Annotated in this window: 13 protein-coding genes; 4 read left to right on the top strand and 9 right to left on the bottom strand. The window is 70.0% G+C overall.

Annotation, left to right across the window (positions count from 1 at the left end):
• Positions 1-422: 422 nt before the first annotated feature.
• From ACWEMY_RS05665 to mftA, 5 genes are all read right to left on the bottom strand, one after another.
• On the bottom strand, positions 423-1793 hold the full coding sequence (locus ACWEMY_RS05665; RefSeq protein WP_375930128.1) for a GAF domain-containing protein: 1371 nt from the start codon (positions 1791-1793) through the stop codon (positions 423-425).
• A 105-nt stretch (positions 1794-1898) separates the two neighbouring features.
• On the bottom strand, positions 1899-3329 hold the full coding sequence (gene mftG, locus ACWEMY_RS05660) for a mycofactocin dehydrogenase MftG (protein WP_452389023.1): 1431 nt from the start codon (positions 3327-3329) through the stop codon (positions 1899-1901).
• A 4-nt stretch (positions 3330-3333) separates the two neighbouring features.
• Positions 3334-4731: a mycofactocin biosynthesis glycosyltransferase MftF gene (gene mftF, locus ACWEMY_RS05655; RefSeq protein WP_375930130.1), complete on the bottom strand. Its 1398-nt coding sequence runs from the start codon at positions 4729-4731 to the stop codon at positions 3334-3336.
• A 139-nt stretch (positions 4732-4870) separates the two neighbouring features.
• Complete coding sequence (gene mftC, locus ACWEMY_RS05650; protein ID WP_452389038.1) at positions 4871-6367, bottom strand: mycofactocin radical SAM maturase; 1497 nt, start codon at positions 6365-6367, stop codon at positions 4871-4873.
• A gap of 2 nt (positions 6368-6369) precedes the next feature.
• Positions 6370-6474, bottom strand: coding sequence for a mycofactocin precursor MftA (gene mftA / locus ACWEMY_RS05645; RefSeq protein WP_375930131.1), 105 nt, complete (start codon positions 6472-6474; stop codon positions 6370-6372).
• 208 nt (positions 6475-6682) lie between these two features.
• Between mftA and mftR2 the strand changes: the two genes are divergently transcribed.
• The gene (gene mftR2 / locus ACWEMY_RS05640; protein WP_375930132.1) at positions 6683-7321 is read left to right on the top strand and encodes a mycofactocin system transcriptional regulator MftR2; all 639 of its coding nucleotides are present in this window, start codon (positions 6683-6685) and stop codon (positions 7319-7321) included.
• Positions 7322-7358: 37 nt separating this feature from the next.
• Positions 7359-8414 carry a 2Fe-2S iron-sulfur cluster-binding protein gene (locus ACWEMY_RS05635; protein ID WP_375930133.1) on the top strand — a complete coding sequence of 352 codons (1056 nt, stop codon included), beginning with the start codon at positions 7359-7361 and terminating at the stop codon, positions 8412-8414.
• A gap of 7 nt (positions 8415-8421) precedes the next feature.
• Here ACWEMY_RS05635 and ACWEMY_RS05630 read toward each other — a convergent pair whose 3' ends face one another.
• From ACWEMY_RS05630 to ACWEMY_RS05620, 3 genes are all read right to left on the bottom strand, one after another.
• A complete protein-coding gene (locus ACWEMY_RS05630; protein WP_452389022.1) occupies positions 8422-9162 on the bottom strand; it encodes a DNA alkylation repair protein in 741 nt (246 codons plus the stop codon).
• A gap of 79 nt (positions 9163-9241) precedes the next feature.
• Positions 9242-10006 (bottom strand): glutamate racemase, encoded by a 765-nt coding sequence (locus ACWEMY_RS05625; RefSeq protein WP_452389021.1) that lies wholly within the window; start codon positions 10004-10006, stop codon positions 9242-9244.
• 65 nt (positions 10007-10071) lie between these two features.
• Entirely contained in the window at positions 10072-11271 is a 1200-nt protein-coding gene (locus tag ACWEMY_RS05620) for an NAD(P)/FAD-dependent oxidoreductase (RefSeq protein ID WP_375930136.1), read from the bottom strand.
• Positions 11272-11523: 252 nt separating this feature from the next.
• Here ACWEMY_RS05620 and ACWEMY_RS05615 point away from each other — a divergent pair, with 252 nt between their 5' ends.
• A complete protein-coding gene (locus ACWEMY_RS05615) occupies positions 11524-11880 on the top strand; it encodes an SPW repeat domain-containing protein (RefSeq protein ID WP_375930137.1) in 357 nt (118 codons plus the stop codon).
• Positions 11880-12497, top strand: coding sequence for a TetR/AcrR family transcriptional regulator (locus ACWEMY_RS05610; RefSeq protein WP_452389020.1), 618 nt, complete (start codon positions 11880-11882; stop codon positions 12495-12497). The genes ACWEMY_RS05615 and ACWEMY_RS05610 overlap by 1 nt, the downstream gene beginning before the upstream one ends.
• A gap of 3 nt (positions 12498-12500) precedes the next feature.
• On the opposite strand, the gene ACWEMY_RS05605 is transcribed toward ACWEMY_RS05610, so the two are convergent.
• Entirely contained in the window at positions 12501-13994 is a 1494-nt protein-coding gene (locus ACWEMY_RS05605) for an MFS transporter (RefSeq protein WP_452389019.1), read from the bottom strand.
• Between the last annotated feature and the right edge of the window lie 93 nt (positions 13995-14087).

Raw genomic sequence — 14087 nt, 5'->3', positions numbered from 1 at the left:
TCGGGCACCACGAAGACACCTGGGTACTCCGTGAACCGGTCGATCCGGTATGGGCGCAGTGGGCGCGACGCCGCACTCGCGCGAGATCCCCGACAGATCATGTGGACGAGAGCGACAGCCGATGGGCTGTCGTCGGCGGCCGGCGGGAAGCCTGCCGCGGGGTGCCTAGCTGATGATCGTTCCTCCAACATCGCGGCCGCGGCGGGAAGACCTCGCCGGCGGCTCTGTCACTTACATCACATGGCTGCCTGTCCATGCATTGCAGACACTAGGCGGTCGGTTAATAAAAAGAAACTTTTTCCGCTAAAAAACTCGGACGAACGACCAGTCTCTTCCATGGGGTGCCCATGACCTGGACATGAGTGTGTGCTCCAACACATTCGCTCGCAGAGTGTGAGCTACCACACTTTCAGAACGGGAGACTATGAGCCGAAACGTTGCATCTGCGTTGCATCGGCACCCAGGCGCCGATCGAGCACCCGGATCTTGGCTTCGATCTGCGCATACAGCGGAGAATCGCGGTCGACCGTCGACCGGTAGGCGGCCCACGCGGCGGCATCGTCACGCCCCTCCGGACCGGCCGTCCACCGGCGCAGCACGCCGGCGTCCCGGGAAGCGAGCACCGCGGTGCGCAACCGCACCCGCAACTCGTCGCGGATGTCGCAGATGCCCGGCGCCGAGGACCGCGGCAGCACCGGACCCGCGTACAAGCGCAATGCGGATTCGATATCACCGGTGTCGAGCGCGGCCCGCAGGGCCTCCACATCGGTTGCGACATGCACGCGCAGACGGTAAGGGCGCGATCCGACGACACTGGCCCCGACCACCGACCGCAATCGCGACATCGCGGCGCGGATGGTGCCGTTGTCCAGATCGGTGTCGTCGAGCAGCAGCGCCAGATGATCGGCGCCCAGACCTTCCGGATGCTCGGTGAGCAACAGCAGGATCTCGGCATGGCGTTGCGACAGCGACACCCGCTCCCCCGCCACACTCAATTGCGGCTGCCCGAGCCCGAGCACATCGAGGCCGAGCCGGGCCGGTGGCTCCTCGGCGGTGTCGACATCGGCCGGGGTGGGCGCCGGGACCGCGCGGCCCGCGCGCATGGCCCGCAACACCAGATCCATCTCGGCGGCCGTCGCCGCGGCTTTCACCAGCGCGAGGATCTCCGGCTTGGCAACCCGCATCCCACCGGCAATCATCAACACGCCGATCAGCCTGCCGTCGGGCTCGTGCACCGGCGCCGCCGCACCGGTGATCTGGTGCATGCGATGCAGGAAATGTTCGGGCCCGTGGATCCAGGTGGCCCGGCCGCTGCGCACGACGAGACCGACCGCATTGGTGCCGACCCGGCGCTCGCTGAGATCGTCGCCTTCGCGCACACCGATCTCGGCGACCGCCGCGACCTGCTCGGGATGACCGTGCACCGAGAGCACCCGGCCGAACTGATCGGCCACCGTCACGATGAGTCCGGCCCGCGCCGCGTCCTGGACCAGCAGTTTGTCGATCAGCGGCATGAGCGCCGCGATCGGATGGGCATCGCGATACCGCACCAGGTCGGCGCCGCGCAGACCGCGACCGTCGAGTACATCCGTCGGATCGACACCACCGCGCACACTGCGCAACCAGGATTCGAGAACGAGCGGACGCAACAGGCCGGCCAGCTGAGTCAGCTGTTCACCACCGGCACTGAGAAATCCATGGGCCTGTGCGGCATAGGCTTCCAGAGCTCCGAGCTGTGCGCCCGACTCCGCCGCCTGCCGTGGGGGCCGCCCACCTGCAAGATTGCTGACCATTTGCCTTTCTTTCCCGATACAAACTGTACCGGTGAGATATGGCGGCAACTGTCAGAAGCGGGGGTTTGTCCGGCAGGTCACATCGTGGTATCAGATGTCACTTCGTCACACTGCCGGCAGATCGGCTATGGCTGCGGCGAGCGTCACTACAGTGACCTGCGGTCCGCGGCTGAGCGGCACCGGCACGATCGACAGGTCCACGACCATAAGGTCATCGATTCCGTGCGTTCGGCCCTGTTCGTCGACCACCGCGCGCGGGTCGTCCGGGGGGCCCATGCGGCAGGTGCCGGAAAGATGCTGGGAGGTTCCCAGGTGCTCGCGCAGCCAGTCGTCGTCGATGGTTCCGGGGCGCAGTTCGAACAGGTCGGCCGCCAGTTCGACGCCTGCGCGGAGCCGGGCCCGGTCACGCGCGGTGCGCAGGTAGCCCTGATCCATCCGGGGCGGGACGGACGGGTCGGCGGAGGTCAGGGTGAGTTCGCCGGTGGACTCCGGGCGCATCAGCGCCACCCCCAGTCTGCGCAGGCCCGGGGTGAACGCGGGGGTATAGGGGCGGAGTTCGATGGCGTCGAGTTCGAGGACGTATTCGAGGGCGACGGTGGGGTGTGCGGGTGGTTGCCCGGGGAACTCGAGGCCGATCTCGGGATGGTCGGTACACCAGCTGCCGACCGGAGCCGAGTGGACCACCGGCAGGCCCAGTGAGCGCAGCTGCCGCTCGGGGCCGATGCCGGAGCGGAGGAGCAGCGCGGCCGATTCGATCGCCCCCGCGCACAGGATCACGCGGTCGGCGTGGGTCGTGCCGCGCTCGCGGCCGCGCGCCCACTCGACCCCGACCGCCCTGGTTCCGCGCAGGAGGACGCGCGTCACGGTGGTCGCGCCGGTGACCGTCAGGTTCGGGCGGTCCAGGGCCGGATAAAGGTGAGTGAGGGCGGGGCCGCGCCGTTGTCCCCGCGACAGCGCCAATGGCACCCGGCCGAAACCCACCGGCGAATACCCCCCGCCGGATCGGCCGTCGGCACGCGCTGGTTCGGCGGTGGCATTGAGGTCGGCGATCTCGGTGTGGCCCGCGGCGGCGCAGCGTTCGGCGAATTCGGTGCTGAATGGGGTGGGATCGGTGATCCGCTGGACCGGGATCGGGCCGTGGTCGCCGTGGCCGGGGTCGCTGCCGAAGTCCAGGTCGTTTTCGAGTTCCCGGAAGTAGGGCGCGAGCGCGTCGTACGACCAGCGCGGGCTCCCGGCGACCGCGCGCCAGGCCGCGAGGTCGGCGGCGGGCGGGCGGACGAAGTAACTGCCGTTGATCGCGCCCGAACCGCCGACGAGTTTGCCACGCACCAGGTTTCCCGGATAGCGCCACAGCACCCCGGATTCCGGGCCGACCGGGAGGTGGCCGGGGTCGAGGAGCTCGGCCGGGATGGCGGCGGGCCTCGGCCAGACCGGGCCTGCCTCGAGGACCAGCACCTCGTGGCCCGGGTCGGCGCTGAGCCGGGCCGCGAGGACGCACCCGGCCGAGCCCGCGCCGACGACGAGCGTGCGCGTCACCGGATCAGTTCGACGACGTGCTCGGCTTGAGCGCCTGGAAACTGCGGGCGCGCACGGCACCCAGCCACAGGCCGGTGCCGTAGGCGACATCGTCGAGGCGCTTGTAGGCCACGTACCGCACCGGGTCGAGGCCGCCCGCGTCGCGGTGGGTGAACCAGTCGGCCAGGCCGTCGGCCAGGGCCATGGTGATCGCGATCTTCCTGATCCGCCGCGAGGCGATGACCGCAAGCAGCGTCACCGGCCAGTAGTCGCGGCACATCGCCGAGGCCAGCCGCCACATGCCCGCGAAATAGCCGCGCGCCAGATAGACCGCCGCGATGCGGGTGGGGTTGTCCAGTTCGGTGAACACCCGGCGCAGCTTGATCAGCGCCGAGCACAGCGTCACCAGGCCGCCGAGCAGGCCCCATTTGGACAGCGTGGCGAAGAGCAGACTGGCCAGTACCGTCCAGGTGGGCACCGACAGCGGCGAGACCAGGCCCGAATGCCGTTTGCCCAGCGGCGCGGCCCCGGTGCCGTAGAACAGTTTTCGCCCGAACCAGGCGCGGAAGGCGACGCGGTGGTCGTGGGCCACGTGCGCGGCGGGCTCGTAGCGCAGCCGCCAGCCCGCGCGTTCCAGCCGCCAGCACAGGTCGACATCCTCGGCCACCTGCATGGATTCGTCGAATCCGCCCTCGCCGAGCAGTGCGGCCCGGCGCGCGAGCAGCGCGGCACTGGGCACATACGACACGATGCCGCGCGCGTGCACCGCCGACTCGCGCCTGCCCAGATCCAGCGACGAGCGGGTGTGTTCGTAGCGGGCCAGCGCGTTGGACGCCTTGTCCAGGGCGACGATCCGCGGCGCGACCAGCGCCACCTGCGGATCGCTGAAGTGTCCCAGCATCACCTCGAGCCAGCCGCTGCGCGGCACCACATCGGAGTCGAGGAAGGCCACGAACTCGGTTGTCGCCGCCCGCAACCCGGCATTGCGGGCAGCGGCCGGGCCGAGCGGGGACTCGTGGCGCAGCACCGTGACCTGGCCACGGCCCTGGCGCGGCGGGATGCGCACCGGCTCGTCGGAGCCGTCGTCGACGACGATCACGTTGTGCCCGCGCAGCGTGGCCAGCAGCCGCAGCACCCCGTCGGCGTTGTTGTAGAGCGGGATGACGACGGTGATGTCGTCGAGCGAGGGCAGCAGCCGCGGACGCGGATTCGCCACGCCGGAGTCGAGCAGCCGGCGCGCGACCATCGCGGACTTGGTGTCGGTGACCTCCAGGTACCCGTCGCCGATCAGCTCGGCGGCCTCCGGGGCCAGGCGCAGCATCCGTGCGGGCGTTCCGCCGATCAGGATCCGGCCCCCGGAAAATGCGCGTACCCGTGGATCGATCCGAACCCCGAAGCCGTCGGGCAGACGATCATGGCGCATTCCTCGCATGCTATGCGCAGTTGGGCTTCCAGACACCATCACCCCACAAAAAAGGAGGAAAGTTCGCCAGAAATCCGCGCGTGACCGGTTGCCGGACAGACGAACAAGATCGGCAGCGCACTTTCGGCAACCGGCGTGTCTATCCGAGCGGACTCTCGTTGCACGCCTTGGCGGGCGCGCGTTTCACTGTCAAGGGCAGTGACACCCGCCCACGGCCGCTGCGCACCGGACGCGAATGATCCACCGCCGGGCGCGGAATCGTGCGGCCCGGCATCGACAGCGCCGCTTCGCCGTAGCCCTGCACGCATTCCGGGTCGGGACCGTTGGCGGGCAGGCCGGTGAAGAACTTGGCGGCCATACAGCCGCCGCGGCAGGAGTCGTAGTGCGCGCACTTGGTGCAGGCGCCGCCGTCGACCGGTTCGCGCAGTTCGCCGAACAGCTGCGAGGTGGTCCAGACGGCGTCGAAACCGCCGTCGGCGACGATGTTTCCGGCCTTGAAGCGGTCGTGGATGGCGAAGGGGCAGGCGTAGACGTCACCGACCGGGTCGACCAGGCAGACCACCCGGCCCGCGCCGCACATGTTCAGCCCGGGTAGGGCCGAGCCGAAAGCGGACAGGTGGAAGAAGGAATCGCCGGTGAGCACGCCGTCGCCGTTGCGGACCAGCCACTCGTAGAGCTCGCGCTGCTGTTCGGGCAGCGGGTGCAGCTCGTCCCACACGTCGGCGCCGCGACCGGAGGGGCGCAGGCGGGTCAGGCGCAGGGTGGCGCCGTAACGGTCGGCGATGGCCTTGAATTCGTCGAGCTGGGCGATGTTGTGGCGGGTGGCCACGACCGAGAGCTTCGCGTCCTTGAAGCCCGCGGCGGCCAGGTTCGACAGGGCCTTGATGGCGGTGTCGTAGGAGCCGGGACCGCGCACGTGGTCGTTGACCTCGGCGGTGGCGCCGTCGAGGGAGATCTGCACGTCGACGTAGTCGCTGGCGGCCAGCCGGGCGGCGACCTCCTCGTTGATCCGAACGCCGTTGGTGGAGAACTTGACTCCGACGTGGTGGGCAGTCGCGTAGTCGACCAGCTCCCAGAAGTCCGGGCGCACGGTCGGTTCACCGCCGCCGATGTTGACGTAGAAGATCTGCATGCGCTCGAACTCGTCGATGAGCGCCTTGCACTGCTCGGTGGTCAGCTCGTTCGGGTCACGGCGGCCCGAGGAGGACAGGCAGTGCACGCAGGACAGATTGCACGCGTAGGTGAGTTCCCAGGTGAGGCAGATCGGCGCGGCCAGACCGGATTCGAAACGGTCGATGAGCCTGCCGCCCTGAACGGTGTCGGTGGAGGCAGGCATGCGCACGGGCGTCACCGGAGTGACCGGGCCGGGGGCAGGCACGATCATGTCGGTGTCGGCCAGCTGAGCCAGTGCCTTGATGTGGGTGTCGGACGCGCCGACACCCTTGGCGCGCAGCGCCTCGCGCACCGAGGCGTGCGCCGGCAGCGACTGCACCACCTCGACCAGATCGCGGCTCTTGAGGAACGAGAGCTTGCGGGTGCCGAAGTGGTACAGCAGCGCGCCGAAGGACTCCGGGCGCAGCGAGACGCGCGGATGCAGCGCCCAGCGGGTGTCGAGATCGAGCACGCCTGCCTCCATGGTCAGTAGACGCCGCACATGCCGTCGATGCTGACCTCTTCGATCAGCGTCTCGGTGACCAGGTCTTCTTCGGTCTCGACGGTCGCGCGCGTGGCGTTCTCGGACATGACTACCTCCAGTGTGTTGCCGGTCACCACGGACCTTAACGTCAGTGACTGCCATAAAGGAGCGGAATCGGAAAATCCCCCTGCCCCGGCGAGCGCGCACCGCACGATCCACACAGCGCCCCCGCGTGATGTGGCGCACCTCTAGACTTCCCAGAGCAGGACGGGAAGGGGCCGGACGGCCCGGCGGCAGTAGAGGTGAGGCAGAGGCTTGCGTAACCACGGTGGGGCGGGGAGCGGCGCGAATTCCACGCTCTCGGAAGCGGAGATCGTCGAGGCGGCGCTGCGCGTCGTGCGCGAAGACGGCGTCGAGAAGCTGTCCATGCGACGGCTCTCGCGCGAGCTCGGCGTCTCGCCGATGGCCCCGTACTACTACGTCGCCGACAAGCGCGAACTACTCGACCTGGTGGCCAGCGCCGCGCTGGCCGGGGTGCGCAAGCCGCCGCGCGAATCCGGGACGTGGCAGGTGCGCCTGCGCGATCTCATCGATCAGATAGACGATAAACTGCGCAGGCATCCCGGCCTGGGCGACATCCTGCTCGAGCAGATGCTCGGTAAGCAGCTCGACCTGATCGACGCGGTGATGGAGATCCTGTTCGACGCGGGCTTCAGCGACCGCAACGTGCTGGCCGCGTACGCGACCATCCACACCTACCTGTTCGGCCGCAGCCGGGTGAATCCGCGCGACCGTTCCGCCCCGGCGGACGTGCTGCTGCCCGAGGCCGTGGCCCGAGCCACGAAGTACATGTCCGACCTGCGCGGCAAGTACTCCTACGACTTCGGGATGGAGGTGTTGGTCGCCGGACTCGAAGCACAGCTTGCAGTGCAGGCGCGTCCCGACCTAGCATGAAACTGAAACACGTTCTAGTTTTGTTCGAGAGGACGACATGACCACAGTCGAGGTTCCGCACGGTTCGCGCTCGGTGGTGCTGCGGGTGGCCGCGGTGATCGCCGAAACGGCCGACACCCACTCCGTGGTCTTCGAGGTGCCCGCCGAACTGCGCGAACGATTCGCCTACCAGCCGGGCCAGTTCCTGACCCTGCGCATCCCCAGCGAGCAGACCGGCTCGGTCGCGCGCTGCTACTCGCTGGCCAGCTCGCCGTTCACCGACGATCAGCCCAAGGTGACGGTCAAGCGCACCGAGGGCGGCTACGGCTCGAACTGGCTGTGCGACAACATCTCCGCGGGCGACGAGATCGAGGTGCTGCCGCCCTCGGGTGTGTTCACCCCCAAGAACCTCGACGAGAACCTGCTGCTGTTCGGCGCGGGCAGCGGCATCACGCCGGTGATGTCGATCCTGAAGTCGGCGCTGTCGCAGGGCTCGGGCAAGGTGGTGCTGGTCTACGCCAACCGCGATGTCGACTCGGTGATCTTCGCCGGTGAGCTGCGCGAACTGGTCGGCAAGCACCCGCAGCGGCTCACCGTCATCCACTGGCTCGAACCACTGCAGGGCCTGCCCACCGCCGACATGCTGGCCGGGCTGGTGGCGCCCTACACCGCCTACGAGGCGTTCATGTGCGGGCCCAAGCCGTTCATGGACCTGGTGCACGACACCCTGGCCCAGCTCGACGTGCCCCGCGCCCGCACCCACGCCGAGGTGTTCAACTCCCTCGCCGGTGACCCGTTCGCCGATCACGCGCCGGTCGAGGTCAGCGACGAGGAGGCCGCCGACGCGGCCACCGTCGAGGTGGAGCTGGACGGGGAGGTGCACGAGTTGTCCTGGCCGCGCAAGCAGACCCTCGTCGACATCATGCTCGACAAGGGCCTGGACGTGCCCTACTCCTGCCAGGAGGGCGAGTGCGGCTCGTGCGCCTGCACCGTGCTCGAGGGCAAGGTGGAGATGGGCAATTCGGAGATCCTCGATCCCGAGGACATCGAGAACGGCTACATCCTCGGCTGCCAGGCGCGGCCGGTGACCGACCACCTCAAGATCCAGTTCTGAGCCGGGTTCAGCGCATCGCGCGATAGGCGGCGCGCTGGTCCGGGGGTAGATGCTCGGTCGCGTAGCTCAGGGCTGTGCGACCCATCCGCGCTGCGTTGATGTCGAGGAAGCCGGTGAGCGCGGCGCGGTCGACGCGTTTGCCGACCTCGCGCAGCATCCAGCCGAGGGCCTTCTGGATGAGATCGCGGCGGTCGTCGAGCAGGGTCGCCGCGAGTTCCAGGGTGGTGCTCGGGTCGCCCGCCTTGATGAAGGCGAAGGTCGACAGCAGCGCTACCCGGCGCTCCCACAGGGAATCCCGCCGTGCCAGGTCGAAGAGCAGGCCGCGGTCCCGGTCGAGCAGCCACGGGCCGACGATGTGTTCGGCGGAGGCGTCGACGAGGTCCCAGTTGTTCACCCGGCCCCTGCCGACGGCGGCGAGATAGAACTCGACCATCCGCGCGCGGGCGTCGTCGTCGCGGGTGCGTGGCTTCGAGGCGGCGGCGAAGCGGGCGTTCAGGATGAACAGGGCCGCGAGGCGTTCCTCGTGGACCGGGCTGTCGAGGAGTTCGCCGATCCCGTCCAGGGGCAGGGTGGCGAACTGTTTGGCGACCTTACGGGTGGCCGGGACGCGGACACCGAGGAAGACGTCGCCCTCGCCGTACTCTCCGGGGCCGGTTTTGAAGAAGCGTTGCAGGTTCTGGGCATCGGTGGGGTCGGCCTGGGTGGCCAAGGCCGCACGTACCCGCGCGACGGTGGGGAGTTCTGACACAGCGCACCTCCGGTGTCGACGGGACCACCTCGCATTCAACACGGGGGTACCGACAAACCCACGCCGACATCCGGCCGGCCTACTGCGCGCGGGCGCCCAGCAGTCGACCGGATTCGAATGTCGCCGCGCTGCTGGGCAATTCGCCGGTGCGTCCGCTGGTGCGGACCGTGACGGTACCCGCACCCGTGGTGGGGCGGCCGAGTTCGTCCATCTTGCGGATCGTCTGCGCGGCCACGGCCTGGGCGCTGTCGAACAGGCGGACACCGTCGGGCAGGGCAGCGACGATGGCGTCGACGACCAGGGGGTAGTGGGTGCAGCCCAGGACCACGCCCTCGACGTCGGCGGGGGTGCGGGCGGCGGCGTCGGCGATGGAGTCGCGGATGGCGGGCAGGTCGCCGCGGTCGATGGCATCGGCCAGGCCGTGGCAGGCCACCCCGACGACCTTCGCGTCACCGGCGAAGCGGGCGATGAGGTCGGCCTGGTAGCGGCTGGCGGTGGTCGCCGCGGTCGCCCACACCGCCACCGAACGGCACTGCGCGGCGGCGGGTTTGATCGCGGGCACGGTCCCGATCACCGGCACCGTCTCCCCCACCGCCGCGCGCACATGGTCCAGCGCCGTCACGCTCGCGGTATTGCACGGCAGCACGATCACCTCGGCCCCGAGCTCGATGGCCTGGCGCGCCGCCCCGAGCACCCGCTCGACCACCCACTGCTCCGGCTTGGGCCCCCACGGCGCGCCCTCGGGGTCGAGCAGCAGCAGCAGATCCACATCGGGCCGCAGCTTGCGCAACCACGCGGCCGTCGGCAGCAGCCCGAGGCCGGAATCGATGAGCGCGACGATCACGCGTCTACCGTATTACAGCCACCGAACCGGCCCGCCGCTAGCTCGCGAGCGCCGGGGTTGCGGGCTCAGCCGGCCGCCGCGAGGAGATCGGCGACCGGGGTGGCGGTGGTGAGTTTGGCGCGCAGCTTCATCACCTGGGCGGTCATGCCCGCGCCGAGGACGGCGGTGAGGATGCCGTCGCGGGAGTAGTAGGCGAGGAATTTGCGGCCGTCGTCGGTGACGACGGTGACGTCGTCGGTGGGGGCCGGGGTGCCGAGGGCCTGGATCTTGAGGTCGTACTGGTCGCTCCAGAAGTACGGGACCCGGGCTGCGGTGGGGGCAGCGCCGCCGAGCAGGGCGGTGACCAGCAGTTTCGCCTGCTCACCCGCGCTGGTCCAGTGTTCGACGCGCTTGCGGACACCGGTGTCGTGCTGCCAGGCGGCGACATCACCGACCGCCCAGACGGCCTCGGCCGAGGTGCGGCCGGACTCGTCGGCGAGCACGCCGCCACCGGCGGTCGGTTCGGCCAGTTCGATCCCGGAATCGGCCAGCCAGTCGGTGACCGGGACCGAGCCGACCCCGACCACCACCAGGTCGGCGGCGACCTCGGTGCCGTCGGTGAGGACAGCCCCGCGCACCCGGTTCGCGTCGTCGGTGAGCAGCGTGTCCACGCCGACACCGCAGCGCAGGTCGACGCCCTCGCCGCTGTGCAGCCGGGCCACCAGGCCACCGATCTGCTCGCCGAGCACCGAGGCCAGCGGGGTGGGCTGCGGTTCCACCAGGGTGACCGCCACGCCCGCCGCGCGGAAACTGGCGGCCAGTTCGCAGCCGATGAAACCGGCGCCGATGATCAGCGCGCGGTCGGCACCGTCGAGTTCGGCGCGCAGGGTGGCGGCGTCGGAGTGGGCGCGCAGCACGTGCACTCCGGCCACCTCGGGCAGGCCGGGCAGCCGGCGCGGGCGCAGGCCGGTGGCGATGATCAGCTGGTCGTAGCCGAGGGTGGAGCCGTCGGCCAGGGTGACGGTGCGCGCGGCGGTGTCCACCCCGGTCACCGCGGTGCCGAGGCGCAGCTCGATGTTCTTCTCCGCGAAGAACTCCGGCGGGCGCAGCGTGGTGTCGTCGGTCTCGCCACGCACGAACTGTTTCGACAGCGGCGGTCGGTCGTAGGGCGGGCGGGCCTCGTCACCGAGCAGCAGCACCTCGCCCTCGTATCCGGCCCGGCGCAGTTCCTCTGCCGTGCGCAGACCTGCCAGCCCCGCTCCGACGATCACGATGGGCGCGCTCATACCTGTGTCCTCCCGGCCTGGACGCCCGCCCTGCGGGCCCGCGCGAGCCACCGCCGCCGAGGGCCGTTCGCCCATGCCATGTTCTTGTGTCGCGGGCCACTACGGCCCCCAGATGTTTGTACCAGTGCGCCCGGCCACAGGTGATACCCACGTCGCAACCCAACCGTGCCGGTTCCGGTATCGACCGGGCGGTCAATCAGGAGTAGACCGAGGTCAGAAGGATTTCTTCGTCTCATCGAGGAGGCACACCCCATGTTCACCGACAGCCGCGCACAGGATTTCCTCGCCGTCGTGCTCGGCGCATTCACCGCGCTGTCCCCGCTGTGGGTCAGCACCAACGACAACGCCCGCTGGACCCTGATCGTGCTCGGCGTCCTCATCGCCGCGACCGGGTTGGTCCAGATGGCACGGGCGAGCATGTCCGCCGCCGACTACGCGATGGGCCTGTTCGGCGTGCTGCTGTTCATCTCGCCGTGGGCGATGGACTTCACCGCCTTCCGCGGCGCATCCTGGACCGCATGGGTGGTCGGGGTCGTGACGGCGGTGGTGGCGGTCGCGGCGCTGCCCGCGATGAACGCGCGCCTGCACAACATGGCTCCGCATCACTGATGCCGGGCCGCCGTGCCGGGCGCCGCAACGCGAAACGCGATGGCGACGCCCGGCAACTCATCCTGGATGCCGCCGAGAACCTGTTCGCCGCCCAGGGTTTCGACGCCACCCCCACCGCGGCCCTCGCCGCGGCCGCCGGCGTCCCGAAGGGTCTGGTCTTCTACTACTTCCCCACCAAGAACGCGATCCTGTCCGCGCTCATGCGCGAACGCGTCCCCGAACGCCCGATCGAGGACCTGCACACCGTCGTCGCCCCCGGCGATCCCGCCACCAGCCTGATCAACCTCGACACCGCCATCAACCTGCGCGACCACCACTCCTCGGTGCTGCGGGTGATCATGTGGCGCGAGGCCGACACCCACCCCGATGTCCGCCGCCGCCTGCGCCTGCTGCGCGACCAGCTCCTCGAGGTCACCGCGCGCGTCCTGCAGGACAGCGTCCCCACGCCCGTCCGGCCCAGCACCCTGCACGCCTGTGCCGCCGCGTGGGTCTCGGCCATGTTCGCCATCGCGGGTGCCGATCGCCTGCACGCCCTGGACGGGCTACCGGTGCCCACCGCGGACGACCTGATGAACGTCGCCCAGGTCGTCGCGGCGGGCATGAACCAGCTCGGCTGAGGTTCACACCGTGGCGGTGGTGTGGAGCTCCGTTCCGTCGGCACTCCGTGCGCGCGGCAGGACCCGCACCGCAACCACGGCGACGAGCACGTGCACGGCGGCCGCGGCCAGCGCGACGACGTGCAGTCCGTCGACGAACGACGCCCGCGCCGCGTCGCGCTGCGCCGGGAGCAGGCCGGGTAGCGCCAGCGTCTCACCGACGGTGGGCGCGAGGTCGGGGCCGGTGAGCCGGAACAGCAGGGCGGCCAGCGAACCGAACACGGCGATACCGAAGGCATTGCCCAGCTCGTTGCTGGTCTCGGCGAGCGCGGCGGCCGAACCCGCCCGCTCGGCGGGCACGGCGGCCACCGCGATCTCGGCGACGACGCTGAACGAGATGCCGTAGCCGATCCCCGCGATCACGGTGGCGGCGAGATACCAGCCGATTCCGGCGGCGGTGCCGGTCGGCAGCAGGGCGAGCAGCCCGACGGCGATGAACACGTGCGCGGCGACCAGCGCGGCCGACCGGCCGACCCGCTCGACGACCAGCGGCGTCAGCACCGATGTCGCGGTGAGGACCAGCGCGCCCGGCACCGCCAGCAAGGCGGCGCGGGTGATGCTCAGTTCGAGGATCGACTGCAGGTAGGTGGCGCCGAGATAGGCCGTGGCCGACCAGGCGGCCAGCGGCAGGAAGCCGGTGAGGACGGCGATCGCGAACACCGGACGGCGGAACAACCCGAAGTCGACCAGCGGCTCGGCCAGGCGCGACTGACGTCGCGCGAACCACACCAGCACCGCCAGCCCGACCACCCCGATGACCAGCCCGTCCACCGATACGCCCGTCGCGGCCGCGTGCTTCACCGCGTACAGCGCCAGCAGCAGTCCGGTGGCCGAGGCGAACACGCTCGGCAGGTCGACCCGCCCCGTCGCGCCGGTGCGCACCTCGCGCAGCAGGATCGGCGCGAACACCAGGAAGGCCAGCAGCACCGGCAGATTGATCAGGAACACCGAGCCCCACCAGAACCGGCTCAGCAGCTGACCGGCCACGACCGGGCCGAGGGCGAAACCGGCGGCGAAGGTGGCCGCGAAGATCCCGATGGCCCGCGCGCGCAGACGAGGATCGGTGAACAGGGTGCTCAGGACGGCCAGCGCCGAGGGCAGCAGGGTCGCCCCGGCCACGCCCATCACCACCCGCAAGCCGATCAGCAGCTCCGCGCTCGTCGCGAACGCCGCGGCGGCCGACGCGATACCGAAGACACCCGCGCCGATCATCAGCAGCCGCAGGCGGCCGTAGCGGTCCCCGATGCTGCCGAAAGCGATGAGCAGCGAGCCGACCGCGAAGCCGTAGCTGTCGAGAATCCACAGGGATTGATCGGCGGTGGGGGTCAGGTCGGCGGTGAGCGTCGGCATGGCGAGGAACAGCACCGAGCCGTCCATCGCGACGAGCAGGACGGGACCGAGGATCACCAGGAGGCCGAGCCAGGCACGCAGCTCGGTAGGAGCGGGTCGTTGCGTCATGCCATCGAAACTGCGGCACCACGCCACCGGCAACCAGCCCCGGTCATGGGTACACCCGCCAGGGATACCCACGCCCCGGCGGCCGTGCCTACG

This window comes from Nocardia sp. NPDC004415, from assembly GCF_053602435.1.
Note: the sequence above shows the minus strand (reverse complement) of the source record. Positions and strands in the feature narration are given on the sequence as shown.

Bases quoted from the DNA above. Each gene is read 5' to 3' on its own strand.
- mftA (WP_375930131.1), bottom strand. From the start codon at position 6,474: ATGTCCGAGAACGCCACGCGCGCGACCGTCGAGACCGAAGAAGACCTG.
- mftF (WP_375930130.1), bottom strand. From the start codon at position 4,731: ATGCGCCATGATCGTCTGCCCGACGGCTTCGGGGTTCGGATCGATCCA.
- mftC (WP_452389038.1), bottom strand. From the start codon at position 6,367: ATGGAGGCAGGCGTGCTCGATCTCGACACCCGCTGGGCGCTGCATCCG.
- ACWEMY_RS05610 (WP_452389020.1), top strand. From the start codon at position 11,880: ATGCCGGGCCGCCGTGCCGGGCGCCGCAACGCGAAACGCGATGGCGAC.
- ACWEMY_RS05605 (WP_452389019.1), bottom strand. From the start codon at position 13,994: ATGACGCAACGACCCGCTCCTACCGAGCTGCGTGCCTGGCTCGGCCTC.
- ACWEMY_RS05665 (WP_375930128.1), bottom strand. From the start codon at position 1,793: ATGGTCAGCAATCTTGCAGGTGGGCGGCCCCCACGGCAGGCGGCGGAG.
- ACWEMY_RS05615 (WP_375930137.1), top strand. From the start codon at position 11,524: ATGTTCACCGACAGCCGCGCACAGGATTTCCTCGCCGTCGTGCTCGGC.
- ACWEMY_RS05620 (WP_375930136.1), bottom strand. From the start codon at position 11,271: ATGAGCGCGCCCATCGTGATCGTCGGAGCGGGGCTGGCAGGTCTGCGC.
- ACWEMY_RS05635 (WP_375930133.1), top strand. From the start codon at position 7,359: ATGACCACAGTCGAGGTTCCGCACGGTTCGCGCTCGGTGGTGCTGCGG.